Source organism: Aeromonas sp. FDAARGOS 1419, assembly GCF_019047045.1.
In the GTDB taxonomy this organism is placed as follows: domain Bacteria; phylum Pseudomonadota; class Gammaproteobacteria; order Enterobacterales; family Aeromonadaceae; genus Aeromonas; species Aeromonas veronii.
In genome coordinates this window covers 1,373,924-1,387,762 of the sequence record NZ_CP077209.1, presented here as the reverse complement: position 1 = coordinate 1,387,762, position 13,839 = coordinate 1,373,924, and the positions used below count along the sequence as shown (strand labels likewise).

Sequence of the window (13,839 nt, the reverse complement as noted above, 5' to 3'; positions counted from 1 at the left end):
CATGGACACAGATAATGGGGCTGGGGGGCCAATAAGGTTGAAGGGGCTGATCCCCTTCAACCGGCCTGATCAGTCGAGAAATTCGCACAGATAAGCTGTGGGGGTTTTCACTTCCAGTTTGAAGGAGGAGTGACCGGCCACCAGGAAGGATTCACCCTGGCTGTAGGTGTGCCACTCATCTTCATCAGCCAGCTGGATGGTGAGGGCGCCCTTGATCACTGTCATCCGTTCGGGGGCGGCGGTGTTGAACAGGTAGTCACCGACGTTCATCACCCCGACGGTTGATTTCTCGCCTTTTTGTTCGAAACCGATGGATTTTACATTTCCGTCGAAATACTCGTTAACTTTCAGCATCTTTACATCCCTGTGTGTACGTTTGTGCAGCCAAACTAGCACAATCTTTTGCCAGTTGTCATGGGGGATGAGGTAAAAATCGCCGAGACCGCTTTGAATCTTCACTTTTTCGCAAACTTATTAATAGCCAAGGTTAATGATTTGCTGATTTAAAACAGCAATTAAATGTGAGATAACACGCGCAAACAGGGGAATGGGCAGACGCTCATTCCCCTGTTTGGTTAATTGCACTGGGAAAAGTGTGAATTTTGCTACATAAAGGAACGTATTGTGTTAACTAAAGGACTCATTAAAAACATCGGCTTCCAGGTTGTGGTCGCCATGGTACTGGGCGCAGTGGTCGGCGCGTTCATGGGTGAACAAGCCACCGTGTTTGCACCGCTCGGTACCCTGTTTATCCAGCTGATCAAGATGCTGGTGATCCCGCTGGTGGCGGTTGCCATCCTCTCCGGCGCCGCCAATCTGGGCGCCAGCCCGGCTGCGGGCAAGATCGGGGCAGCCACGCTGGCCTTCTTCCTCGTGACCTCAGCGTTGGCCGTGTTGCTGGCGCTGGTGATGGGGCAGATCTTCAAGCCGGGTGTCGGGGTCGATTTCGCTTCCGTCGCCTCCATGTTTGGCGGTGACTACGCCGATAAAGGGGCGTTGCCGGATGCAGTCGCCACCTTGCTTGGCATGATCCCCACCAACGTCTTCAACTCCCTCAACGAAGCGAACATCCTGCAGATCCTGGTGTTCTGCATGTTCCTCGGCATTGCGCTGGCCAAACAGCCGCGCGAGCGGGCCAAGCCACTGGTCGATGGGCTCAATACCCTGGTGGATGCCTTCGTCTGGATGATCAACAAGGTGATGATCATCGCGCCGCTCGGGGTGTTCGGTCTGATGGCGGAAGCCATCGGTACCTACGGCTTCGATGTGCTGACCCTGGTGCTCAAGCTGTTCGTGGTTTATGTGGCTGCCATCCTCATCTTCGGCTTTGTGGTCTACCCGCTGCTGGTGATGATGTTCTCCAACACGCCGGTAATGAAGTACCTCTCTGCCATGAAGAAGCCACAGATCGTGGCCTTCTCCACCGCCTCTTCCATGGCGACCCTGCCGGTCAATATGGAGACCTGCGAGCATGATCTGAAAGTGACCAACGCGACCGCCTCCTTCGTGTTGCCGCTGGGTGCCACCATCAACATGAGCGGCAACGCCATCTATTACGGTCTGGTCGCCATTTTCTTCGCGCAGGTTTACAACATCGATCTGAGCGTCGGTGCCTGGGCGGCCATCATTGTGACCTCCACTCTGGGGGCGATCGGCCAGGCCGGTGTGCCGGGCCCAAGCTTCCTGGTGGTTGCCGTGCTGCTGGCGGCCGGGATCCCCATCGAAGGGTTGCCGCTGCTGTTCGCGCTGGATCGTCTGTTCGACATGATCCGCACCTCCCTCAATATCACCGGCGATGCGGCCTGTGCTGTCATTGTTGACCGCTTCAGCCCGGAATATGACCCAGAGCGCTGGAACAAGGCATAACTGCTTTGGGCTGGGCTGAGATATAACAGCCCTAAACTGACACTGGGTAACGCGAGCCCCTGCCATGATGGCGGGGGCTTTTTTATATCTGCCGGAGAAGTATCAGAGCAAAGGTGTGCACAAGAGATTGCTGACGGATGTAGCTGTGTTGAATGGAGAGTACAGGAGGGGAAAACATCAGTTGTGGGCATGGCCGTATGGCGTCAACCGGCCTGTTATAGATGCTGGGGTAGGGGATTGTCAAACGGCGGGTAACAAAAAGGGGAGCCTTGCTCCCCTCGGATATGATCTACTGCTGGTTCTACTCCATCAGGCCATATGGTTAAACCATCCTGGTTACACCCTTGTGGCGAAAGAAACAGCGTCAACGTGATGAAATCATATCTATGTTGACCATCTCGGCATTATTACTGAAAAGCGCCAGTTGGTGGCGATTAAACAGACATGGCAAAAAGGGTCGGTCCGGATTGATGCCTCTCTATCCGGCTCAGAACTGTGACAGTGAGGGCAGAGAGACAGCAACCAGGGTGAAAAACACCGTGAAAACGGCAGTAACGACAAACTCTTTCATTTTTCTCTCCCTAAGTTGTTGGTTGATGTAGTCAAGATACCATAACAAGGCGGTAAAACAAGGTGTAAATTGATAAAATAGCTGTTTTGTGTGTGTGGTTGGTTGAGATGGCTATTTTTGTCATATTGAGCTGATTTTATCACCTGATCTGGTATGCCAGGCATTCAAGATTCTGCCTTTATGATTATTTCATTTAAATTCAATTGGTTGTTGAGCTACTGGTTGGTTTTGTGATGGGCTTTGTATGGAGCTTAGATGGCTTTTTATAAGTTTTCACCCTTGTAATAGTGTCATTGAGGCCATAAAAAGTGTTCAAGACCATAGTTTGACGATTCCTGACGTAGATAGCCCATCCAAAAGAAGTCTATGGAGAGAGTCTGGTTGCCAACCCTTGTCGCACCATCACTTTATCAGTCCAGAGTCTCCGCATTTTTACAGCAAAACACTGGGGCATAGGGAGGAGATTCGTGCATCGGGGGGATATAGAGTGGCAGCTGGCTGTTTTATCACCGCCAATTTCCCCGTCGGCCTCGGAGTCGACATGGCCGCAGCAAGAGTGAGGTGCGCAATAGGCCAGAGGCGTATTCTCTGGCTGGGCTGGGCTGGGCTGGGCTGGGCGCGAGCAGCGATCTGCGTGGCCGGTGCATCTGCGTGAGTCATGTGATTACAATAGGAGAGCAGAGCCGGAGCATGGTTGGGGAAGATATCTGAGTCCCTTCTACAAGATTGAGATATAAAAAGCGGCGTATGACGAGGAGGCTGAACAAGCTCGCATCAGGGGCGACAGAGCACAGGTCAACGCAAGCCGGTTCGCAGTGATAAAACATCCACGACAATACCGGAACTCTGTTCGTAGGCAGATGCTGGTTGGTGTGAGGAGGGGAAGGCTAGTGATCAGTCAGATGGCGCAAGGGTTGGTAATCAGGCAACCCGTATGGTGATGGCCACACAGCGTGCCGATGCCCCCGTTTTTGTAAGATATTAAAAAACCCTCCGATGGAGGGTTTTTGTCATCAACAGCCGGTAAAAAGCCGCGAGGCTTAGAACAGGGTGGTGGAGAGGTTGTAAAGCTCCTGATCGAACGGACGCTTCATGTTCTCGATGCAGTCGATGATGTCGTGGTGTACCAGCTCGTTGCGCTGGATACCGACGCAGCGACCACCGTGACCAGCCAGCAGCTGCTCAACGGCATAAGCACCCATACGGCTGGACATGATGCGGTCACGGGCAGTCGGGGCACCGCCACGCTGGATATGACCCAGGATGGTGGCGCGGGTTTCACGACCGGTCAGGGCTTCGATATCCTTGGCCAGCGCGTTCACGTCGGTAACGTGCTCGCAGATGGTGATGATGGCGTGCTTCTTGCCCTTGGCTTCGCCTTCCTTGATCTGCTTGAGCAGCTTCTCTTTGTCGAAAGCCACTTCCGGTACGATCACATATTCGGCACCACCGGCAACGGCGGCAGACATGGCCAGATCGCCACAGTGGCGACCCATAATCTCGACCACGGAGATACGGTGGTGGGAGCTGCAGGTGTCGCGCAGACGGTCGATGGCGTCAACCACCACGTTCAGAGCAGTATCAAAACCGATGGTGAAGTCGGTACCGGCGATGTCGTTGTCGATGGTGCCCGGCAGGCCGATGCAGGGGAAACCCTCTTCGGTCAGCTTCTTGGCCCCCATGTAGGAGCCGTCACCACCGATGACGACCAGCGCATCGATACCGTGCTTTTTCAGGTTTTCGATCGCTTCGGCGCGCACAGCGGGGTCTTTGAAGGCTGGGAAACGGGCGGAGCCGAGGAAAGTACCACCACGGTTCACCACGTCGGAGACGCTGTGACGCTCCAGCTTGACGATACGATCCTGGTGCAGACCGAGGTAGCCATCATAAATACCGTAAACTTCCAGGCCATGATGCAAACCGGCGCGAACCACGGCGCGAATGGCTGCGTTCATACCCGGTGCGTCGCCACCACTGGTCAAAACACCAATACGTTTGATTTGTTTGGTCATGAGTGCCTCTGGATCTGAGTTGTCAAATACGAATGTTTAAATAGACAAGCCACTTTTACTATATCGGCTTTCATATGGGATGCGGGGGCCACCATAGGAAAAGCGATACAAGAGAGGGGACGAGCCCCTCTCTTTGCCGTAATCAGCGATTACTTGGCAGCGCCAGCGATGATCTGGGAGAAGTCGTCCACTTTCAGGGACGCACCACCGACCAGGCCACCGTCGATGTCCGGCTGACCGAACAGGTCGGCTGCAGTGGCGCCAGTGACGGAACCGCCGTACAGGATCTGTACTTTGGCAGCAACGGCGGCATCAAAACCGGCCAAGTACTGACGGATGTGAGCGTGAACTGACTGAGCGATCTCCGGAGTGGCAGTCTTGCCAGTACCGATGGCCCATACCGGCTCGTAAGCGATAACGGCGTTGTTGAAGGAGGCGATGCCGCAACGGTCGATAACAGCTTTCAGCTGGGTCTCAACCACGTTTTTGGTCACGCCGGCTTCGAACTGCTCCAGAGTTTCACCGATGCACAGAACCGGCACCAGGCCGCCTTTCTGGATCGCTTCGTACTTGGCAGCAACCACGTCGTCAGTCTCTGCGTGCAGGGTACGACGCTCGCTGTGGCCGACCAGAGAGTAGGTGCAACCAAAGGCTTTCAGCATGGAGGGGGCGTTTTCGCCGGTGAAGGCGCCAGACTCGTGAACGTCAGCGTTCTGGGCACCGTAGGCAATCTTGCTGCCAGCGGTCAGTTGCTCAACCAGACCCAAAAAGATAACCGGCGGGCAGACGGCGACTTGTACAGAAGGATGAGCGGCAGCAGCCGGGGTCAGTCCTTTGATCAGAGCTTCTACAGAAGCTTTGGTGCCGTTCAGTTTCCAGTTACCCATTACCAGGTGCTGTCTCATCTTCTTAATCTCCTAGGCATTTGATTGCGCGACATTATATGAATTGAACCGAGCCCAAGATAGCTGACCCGGCGGCAAATGACGTAATTTTTTTTCGCTTTCCTGATCCAAATCAGGAATGAAACGCTTGATCGCTCATTCGTTAACCTGCCCCCGCAAGCGAGCCCACCATACCCCAATCCATTCGTGGATGGCAGCTTCGGAATACATCAAATAACGCCCTTTGGGTAAATAACTGTAGAGGGGCTGGGGTACCTGGCTCTGCTTGGCGGTGTAGTCGGTGGGGGCTGGCACGGCCTTGAGTCCCTGACCCTGATAGAGGGCCATGGCACGTGGCAAATGAGTGGCCGAACTGACCAGCGCCACCTCTTTTCCTTTCAGATGGTGGCTGATACTGACCGCTTCATCATGAGTGTCTTTGTTGTTTTCAAACAACGTCATCCGCGAACGGGGAATGCCGAGGCTCTCGGCCATCCGGGCATTGACCTCGGCATTGGAGAGGGGATCACCCGACACATAGCCGGAGAAAACCAGCTCGGCGTCGGGATAGGCCTGGGCAAGGCGAACCCCTTCGAGAGTGCGGGCCAGGGCTATATTGTTCTGCCAACTGCGCATCGGTACAGCCGGATCGCTGACATGACCATTGCCGAGCACCACGATGGCGTCGATGTTGGGATGCTGACTCACCTCGAACGGCGGGTAGGTCTGCTCCAGCCCGCGGGCCAGTTCATAGCTCACCGGCCGCATCCCCATCAGGGCCACAATGAGCAGCGAGAGGGTGGCCAGCAGCTTGCCGGTTTTCTGAAGTCGGGTGAACCAGAGCAGCAGCAGGGCGACCAGCAGCAGGGAGAGGGAGAAGGGGAGCGGCATCAACAGCTGACCCAGCCACTTTTTGAGCACAAACACGACAGACACTTCCTTGAGTTTTCAGCAAATTCGGGATGTGACAGAATACCTCTCTTTTTTGGGATGGCCACAACCCTGTGGCGCTAATGTTGAGTTTCTCCTTGAAGCACGATCAGAGTTTTGACGGGCGCGCCGACAAGTTCGCCCGCAACATTTACGACTCCACCAAGGGGCGCATCCGCACCACCATTGTCTGGAGTGACATCGAAGCCTGCCTGGCTCGCCTTGGCAACCGACCACTGCGCATCCTCGATGCAGGGGGCGGTTTTGGCTATTTCGCCCAGAAGTTGGCGGCCATGGGTCATCAGGTGGAGCTGTGCGATCTGTCAGCAGAAATGCTGGAACTGGCCCGCAGCCAGATCGCCGAGAAGGGGCTGGAAGACAAAATCCGTCTCATCCATTGCCCCATTCAGGATCTGAAGCAACACGTGACCGGGACCTTTGATCTGGTGCTTTGCCATGCGGTGCTGGAGTGGCTCGCCGAGCCGCGCCAGACCTTGCTGGGTCTGTTCCCTTTCGTCAATGCCGGGGGCATACTGTCGCTGCTTTTCTACAACCGTCATGGCCTGCTGTTCCAGAGCCTGGTGGTGGGCAATTTTGACTATGTGCGCCTTGGTCTTCGCAAGAAGCGTCAGACTGCGCTTACGCCCACCAATCCCCAGCTGCCGGAGCAGGTCTATGACTGGATTGGTCGCGGGGGGCTGCGCATCATCGGCAAGACCGGGGTGCGGGTCATCCACGACTATATGCGTCACAAGCAGGATCAGGTGGAGAAGTTCGACGATCTGCTGGCCATGGAGCAGCAATATTGCCGTCAGGAGCCTTTTGTCTCCCTCGGTCGCTATATCCATGTGATGGCCCAGAAGCCGGCCAGCTGATTGCTCGCGGTTCACGTCGATGTGAACCATGTTTTCGATGCTACCGGATGTAGCCGCGCGCACGATTTTGCGCCCAATACAACAACGAGATGACAACATCATGATGAGTACATCCCGTACCCTGCCAGAGCGTTCTTTGCCGGAGCTAGTAGGGTGGGTCAGGCAGGAGGGGTTGGCGTTGAGCCTGCCGACCGACCGGCTGGCCTTTCTGATTGCAATCAAGACCCTGTCCGAAGATGAGTCGGACCTGTCGGAAGCGGCGCTGCACGATGCCTTTGGCTATGTCAGCAGCGCCTTCGGCCAGATGGACGAGACCCTCACCGGTCGCGCCAACAACGCCATCAACGATCTCATTCGCCAGCAGCTGCTGTCGCGCTTCAACACCGACATGGTGGCGGGGGAGAGCCTCTACCGCCTGTCGCGCCTGGGCGTGAGCATCGTCGACTTCTTTATGGATCAGCGTCAGGTTGACTCCATCAAGCTCTCCATCCTGCTCGAACACCTTGCTGCCGAGCTCGACACCGCCCGCAAGGCGGCGCTCGAGACCAACACCCGTGAACAGTGGGATGCCGAGGTGCTGCCGCGCCTCACCTTCTCGCTGGAAGAGACGCTGGGGCGGATCGATCTCACCCAGCGCGCCATGGATGAGCAGCAGAATCAGGTCAAGAGCGAAATCGCGGCCCTGCTGACCCAGAACTGGGTCGATGCCATTCACAGCTGCGAAAAGCTGCTGCACGAGACCGGCCAGACCCTGCGCGAGCTGCAGGATACCCTGGACGCTGCCGGCCACCGCCTGCAAGCGGGGCTGCTCAACATTCAGGAAGCGGCGCAGGGGCGCGACGATCTGTTCCACGTCGAGGAGCTGACTCACGCCTTGCAAGGTCGTCTTGACGTCATCACCAGCTGGGGTCAGCAGTGCATCGAGCTCTGGTCCCGCTACGACAGACATGTCCACAAATTTATCCGCAACGCCATCGACATGGACAAGAACCGTGCCTTCAGCCAGCGGCTGCGCGAGTCCATCCGCAACTTCGAGCAGCACAACTGGCAGCTGCGGGTGGCCGAAGAACCCCGTCTGCTGGAGCTGCGCGACGAAACCATCGCCATCCACGACGAGGAGGTGACCGGTGAGGTGCCCCTCGAGATGGAGTACGTCGAGATGGTGGATATCAACCAGGAGCTGGCCGAGCGCATCGAGCGCTATCTGGCCCGCTACCCCGAGCAGGGCCAGCAGCTGGACTTGGCCGATGTGCTGCGGGAATACCTGCTGGACTACCCGGCTCATGCCCACTTTGATGTGGCGCGTCTTCTGATCGACCAGGCCGTGCGCCTGGGCCATGCCAGCGGCGAGCGCGAACTGCATCGCCAACCCGCATGGAAACCCATTAACCAAGCTGGATCCAAGGTTCAGGCCTATGTCATTGATCAATACTGAGTTTCCCTTGCCGCTGCGGCTCGCAGAGGCGATTGCCAACCCCTTGTTTCCGCGCATCGACACCGCCTTGCGCTCCGGTCGCCACATCAGTGCCGACGAGTTCGAGCAGCACTCGGCGCTGCTCGAATATCACAGCGAGCTGGAGATCTTCTACGGCCGCTATCAGGTGGAGCTGATCAAGGCGCCGGAAGGCTTCTTCTACCTGCGTCCGCGCCCGAGCTCCGACATCGGCACCACTGTGCTCTCCGAGCTCGATATGCTGGTGGGCAAGGTGCTCTGCTACCTCTACCTGAGCCCTGATCGTCTCGCCTCGGAAGGGGTGTTCGCCATGGCCGAGCTGCAAGAAGAGGTGCTGAGCCTCGCCGACGAGAAGCAGCTGCTGCGGATGGTCAACAGCCGCTCCGGCGGTACCGATCTCGACAAGAAGAAGTTGCTCGAAAAGATCCGTACCTCCATGCGCCGTCTGCGCCGCCTTGGCATGATCACCGCTCTTGGTAACGGGGATAAATTCCGGGTCAACGAATCGGTGTTCCGTTTCGCCGCCGACGTGCGCTCCGATGAAGATCCGCGCGCCGTTCAGCTGCGGATGATCCAGGAGGGTGAAGCCATCTTCCACGACGACGAAATGCCGAGCAGCGACTCGCTCTTTGATGACATCGAGGCGGATCTCGATGAAGAACAACTGGATCTGGAGGTATAACCGGTGCGAGGCAAGTTCAAATCCCTGACCATGGTCAACTGGAACGGCTTCTTTGCCCGGACCTTCGATCTCGACCAGCTGGTCACTACCCTTTCCGGCGGCAACGGCGCGGGCAAGTCCACCACCATGGCGGCCTTTATCGCAGCGCTCATCCCTGACCAGTCACTGCTTCACTTCCGCAATACCACGGAAGCAGGATCGAGCAGCGCCTCCCGTGACAAGGGGCTCTATGGCAAGCTGCAGCGCGGGCACTGCTACTCCCTGCTGGAAGTGATGAACAGCCGCGAACAGCGGATCTGGGTCGGCGTTCACCTCGAGCAGGTGGCCAACCGTGACAACAAGGTCAACATCACCCCGTTTGCGCTGGTGGATGTGCCGGAGAATCTGGCGCCGACCGATCTGCTGCTGGAGAAGCTTGATGGCGGCAAGGGGCGGGTACGTGCCTTTACCGACCTGAAAGGAGCGGCCGCCGAGCTGGGGGCGCTGAAAGTCGCCAAATTCAATACGGTGACCGACTATCACAACTTCATGTTCGAGTTCGGCATCACCCCGAAGAAGCTGCGTGATCAAAAAGATCGCGGCAAGTTCTATCGCCTGATCGAAGCCTCCCTCTACGGCGGCATTTCCTCGTCCATCAGCCGTTCCCTGCGCGAATACCTGCTGCCGGAGAACTCCGGGGTGCGCAAGGCGTTTGCAGACATGGAGGCGGCCATCTATGAAAACCGCCGCACGCTGGAGGCGATCAAGGAGACCCAGGGTCAGCGGGATCTGTTCAAGAACCTGATCACCGAGACCACCCACTATGTGGCCGCCGACTATGTGCGCAACGCCGCCGAGAAGAGCCGCCTCTCCGAGCTGGCCCTCAAGGCACGCCAGGAGCTGGCCGACAAGCGCCGCATTCTGGCCGAAGAGAAACAGCGCGCCATCTATCTGGCCGATGAGGTGGAGCAGCTCACCAACCGCGAAAAATTGCTGACCGACGAGCTGGAGTCTGCCTCCGAGCATCTGGCCAAGGTGATGGCGGCTGTCAGCTTGCAGAAGAAGATCGAGATGTATCGCGCCGATCTGGCGGATCTCTCTGACAAACTCGAGCAGCAGCAAGCGGTGGTGGAGGAGATCCACGGCCAGCTGCTGGAAGTGGAAGAGCGCAAGGAGCTGGCGCAGGCAGAAGTCGACAGCCTCAAGACCCAGCTAGCCGACTACCAGCAGGCGCTCGATATTCAGCAGACCCGCGCCATCCAATACCGTCAGGCGGTGCAGGCGCTGGAGGCTGCCCGCGAGCAGTGCGAGCTGCCGGGGCTGACCGCCGAACAGGCGAGCGACACCCTGCACCAGTTCCGCGCAGCCGAGCAGAGCCTTACCAGCCGGGTGCTGGGGGCCGAACAGCAATTGGCGCTGGCCAAGGCGGCGGTGGCCGAGCACGAAGCGGCGTTGGCGCTGCTTTTGAGCATCGCTCCGGAGACAGTGCGCGAGGCCGCCTGGCCCACAGCCCAGGCGCTGCTCAAGCGTCACATCGAAGACAAGGCCCGCATTGCCCAGGGGCAGGGGCTGCGCGCCGCGCTGGCTCGCCTCGAGAAAGAGAGCGAAAGCCAGAAGAGTCTCTTCAAGCTGCGCGACGAGCTGCAGCAGGCCTCTGGCCAGCTGATTGCCAGCAGCGATGAGCTGGAGATCTTCCTCGAAGCCCAGCGCACCCGTCAGGAGGAGCTCTCCGAACAGCAGGCGGAGGTGAACCAGCGCCGCGCCAGCCTCGAGCATCAGGGCACCCAGCTCGGCCGCGATATTGCGGAGCTCACCAAGCTGGCGCCGCGCTGGCTGAAATCCTTTGAAAAACTCGAGCAGCTGCGCGAGCAGAGCGGTCTGCCGCTCGCCACCGCCGAAGAGCTTTCGGCCGGTATGCAGACGGTGCTCGACAAGGAGCGCGAGTTCGAGCAGGAGAGCAACCGCATCGCGGCGCAGAAACAGGCGCTGGAGCTGCAAATTCGCAACCTGCAGTTGGGAGCAGGCGAGGCGGATCCCCGCCTTGCCCGCATCGCCGAGCAGGTGGGGGGCGTGCTGCTCTCCGATGTCTATGACGACATCTCCATCGACGATGCCCCTTACTACTCGGCGCTCTACGGCCCGGCTCGCAGCGCTCTGGTGGTGCTCGACCTTGAGGGCGCCATCGAGCGGCTGAAAAAGCTGGAAGATTGCCCGGAGGATATCTACCTGATTCAGGGCAACCCCGACTCCTTTGACGAGGATCTGGTGGAAGCGGACGAGCTGGGAGACGCCGTGCTGGTGCGCACCAGCAAGCGTCAGGTGCGCTTCTCCCGCTACCCCGAGCTGCCGCTGTTTGGCCGCGCTGCGCGGGAAAAACGGATCGAGCAGCTCGACCTTGAGCGCGAAGGGCTCATCGAGGGTTACGCCAAGGCGGCTTTCGAGCAGCAGAAGTACCACCGTCTCTACGGTCACTTCCGCGACTTTATCGGTCAGCATCTGGATATCGCCTTCCGCCCCGACCCCGAAGCCGAAGTGCAAGCCAAACAGGCCGAACTGCGCACGCTGCAAGCAGCCATCGGTGAGTGTGACAAGCAGCTGGCCGAGGCCAAAGCGGCCGCTGCCCAGCTGACCCGCCATATCCAGCTGGTGCAGGGCATGCTGCCCTTTGCCCACCTGTTTGCCGAGACAGACCTGGCGGCCCGCCTCGAGGCGGCTCATGCCGACGTTGAGGCCCTGAAACAGGCCGAAGCCTTTATCGCCAAGCACGGCAAGTCGCTGGAAAAACTGGAAACCATGGTGCAGGTGCTGCGTCAGGATCCGCAAGATCTGGCTGCGCTGCAGGCAGCTTACGATGAGGTGAGCGACCTGCTGGCCGAGCAGAAGCGCCGTTGCTACGCCCTCGATCAGCTGGTGGCCCGTCTGCCGCACTTTGCCTATCAGGATGCGCAAGACCTGCTGGGCAAGGCCTCCGAGATGAGCGAGCGACTCAAAGAGAAGCTCAAGGCGGCCGAGCTGTCCGCCCGCACCGCTGGCGAGCAGCACAAGCAGATTGCCCAGCGCCACACCGAGGCGCTGCAACTGCGCACCGCCCTCAACTCCAGCGTCGAAGCCAAGCGCCAGACCCTGACCGAGTTTGAGCAGGAGCTGGCGGCCATGGGCCTGACCCTCTCTGATGACATGGAAGAGAAGGCGCGCGCCCACAAGAAAGAGATTGAAGAGCTGCTGATCCGCACCCGTTCCCGTCGCACCAGCGCCGAGGCCCAGTTGCAGGTCACCAAGCGCGAGATTGAATCCCTTGGCGGCCGTCTCAAGCTGGAAGGCAAGGATTACTACAGTGCCCGTAAATCTCTGGTGGGCCACAAGGCGAGCTGGTCGCGGGTGGTGCGGCTGGCGCGGGAGACCGACGTCGAGAAGCGCCTCAACAAGCGTGAACTGGCGTACCTCGACAGCGACGAGCTGCGCTCCATGTCGGACAAGGCCCTCGGCGCCCTGCGGGTGGCTGTGGCGCACGACGAAGCCCTGCGCGATGCGCTGCGTCTTTCTGAGGGCAACCGCAGCACCGAGCAGAAAGTGGCCTTCTACGTGCAGGTCTACCGCTACCTCAAGGATCGCATCCGCAACGACATCATCCGCTCCGATGATCCGGTGGAAGCGATCGAGGAGATGGAGATCGAGCTGGCGCGTCTCGCTGACGAGCTCAAGCAGCGGGAAACCCACCTGTCGCTCTCCTCTCACGAGGTGGCGGCCAAGATCACCAACATCATCCGCCGCGAGCAGAACCGCATCCGGGTGCTCAACCAGGGCTTGCAGAACATCGCCTTTGGTCTGGTGCGCGGAGTGCGCCTCAACGTCAATATCCGCGAGGCCCATACCCGTCTGCTGACGGCGCTGGCCGATCAAACTGCCATGCACAACGATCTGTTCGCCGACAAGGAGCTCAGCTTCTCCGAGGCGATGGCCAAGCTGTTCCAGCGCCTGAACCCGCAGATCGAGCAGGGGGATCGCAGCTATCAGGTGATGGGTGACGTGCTGCTCGACTATCGCAACTATCTGGAGCTGGAGATCGAGGTGCAGCGTGGCGCCGATGGCTGGCTGCGTGCCGAGAGCGGCGCGCTCTCTACCGGCGAGGCGATCGGTACCGGCCAGGCCATCCTCTTGATGGTACTGATCAGCTGGGAGGAGGAGTCCCGCCGTCTGCGCGGCAAGGATATCGCCCCCTGCCGTCTGTTGTTCCTCGACGAAGCGGCCCGTCTGGATGGCAAATCCATCGCCACCCTGTTCGAGCTGTGCGAGCGGCAGGATATGCAGCTGCTTATCGCGGCGCCCGAGAACATCAGCCCCGAGAAGGGCACCACCTACAAGCTCATCCGTAAAGTGCAGGGCAAGCACGAGCATGTGCATGTGGTGGGTCTGCGCGGCTTCGGCTTTGCCGATGACAAGCTGATCGCCTGAGAAGTCTCTGGCTCATCTCGGCACGGGATGACCGGTAACTAGTTGAAAGGGAGGCATTTGCCTCCCTTTTTGTATGGAAGATATGGCAAAGTAGCCGCACGGTCGCTGCTGCCTGACAACAAGGCGAGTAACATG

At 58.6% G+C, this 13,839-nt stretch carries 9 protein-coding genes; 5 read left to right on the top strand and 4 right to left on the bottom strand.

Annotated features, from left to right (window positions below; all coding sequences use genetic code 11):
• Positions 1–69: 69 nt before the first annotated feature.
• Entirely contained in the window at positions 70–354 is a 285-nt protein-coding gene (locus tag I6L49_RS06045; RefSeq protein ID WP_167556500.1) for a pyrimidine/purine nucleoside phosphorylase, read from the bottom strand.
• Between the two features lie 270 nt (positions 355–624).
• Between I6L49_RS06045 and I6L49_RS06040 the strand changes: the two genes are divergently transcribed.
• Entirely contained in the window at positions 625–1,866 is a 1,242-nt protein-coding gene (locus I6L49_RS06040) for a dicarboxylate/amino acid:cation symporter (RefSeq protein ID WP_005360943.1), read from the top strand.
• 1,611 nt (positions 1,867–3,477) lie between these two features.
• On the opposite strand, the gene pfkA is transcribed toward I6L49_RS06040, so the two are convergent.
• The 3 genes from pfkA to elyC form a co-directional block, all read right to left on the bottom strand.
• Complete coding sequence (gene pfkA, locus I6L49_RS06035) at positions 3,478–4,449, bottom strand: 6-phosphofructokinase (protein ID WP_005336840.1); 972 nt, start codon at positions 4,447–4,449, stop codon at positions 3,478–3,480.
• A 149-nt stretch (positions 4,450–4,598) separates the two neighbouring features.
• The gene (gene tpiA / locus I6L49_RS06030; protein ID WP_005336839.1) at positions 4,599–5,354 is read right to left on the bottom strand and encodes a triose-phosphate isomerase; all 756 of its coding nucleotides are present in this window, start codon (positions 5,352–5,354) and stop codon (positions 4,599–4,601) included.
• A gap of 135 nt (positions 5,355–5,489) precedes the next feature.
• On the bottom strand, positions 5,490–6,260 hold the full coding sequence (gene elyC / locus I6L49_RS06025) for an envelope biogenesis factor ElyC (RefSeq protein ID WP_216950853.1): 771 nt from the start codon (positions 6,258–6,260) through the stop codon (positions 5,490–5,492).
• A 101-nt stretch (positions 6,261–6,361) separates the two neighbouring features.
• Here elyC and cmoM point away from each other — a divergent pair, with 101 nt between their 5' ends.
• The 4 genes from cmoM to mukB all read left to right on the top strand — a co-directional run bounded on the left by cmoM (position 6,362) and on the right by mukB (position 13,704).
• Positions 6,362–7,138 (top strand): tRNA uridine 5-oxyacetic acid(34) methyltransferase CmoM, encoded by a 777-nt coding sequence (gene cmoM / locus I6L49_RS06020; protein ID WP_033113262.1) that lies wholly within the window; start codon positions 6,362–6,364, stop codon positions 7,136–7,138.
• A 100-nt stretch (positions 7,139–7,238) separates the two neighbouring features.
• Positions 7,239–8,573, top strand: a complete 1,335-nt coding sequence (mukF, locus tag I6L49_RS06015; protein ID WP_005345760.1) for a chromosome partition protein MukF — start codon at positions 7,239–7,241, stop codon at positions 8,571–8,573.
• Positions 8,554–9,273 (top strand): chromosome partition protein MukE, encoded by a 720-nt coding sequence (gene mukE, locus I6L49_RS06010; RefSeq protein ID WP_216950852.1) that lies wholly within the window; start codon positions 8,554–8,556, stop codon positions 9,271–9,273. Before mukF ends, mukE begins: the two co-directional genes overlap by 20 nt.
• A 3-nt stretch (positions 9,274–9,276) precedes the next feature.
• Entirely contained in the window at positions 9,277–13,704 is a 4,428-nt protein-coding gene (mukB, locus tag I6L49_RS06005) for a chromosome partition protein MukB (protein ID WP_216950851.1), read from the top strand.
• Positions 13,705–13,839 lie beyond the last annotated feature (135 nt).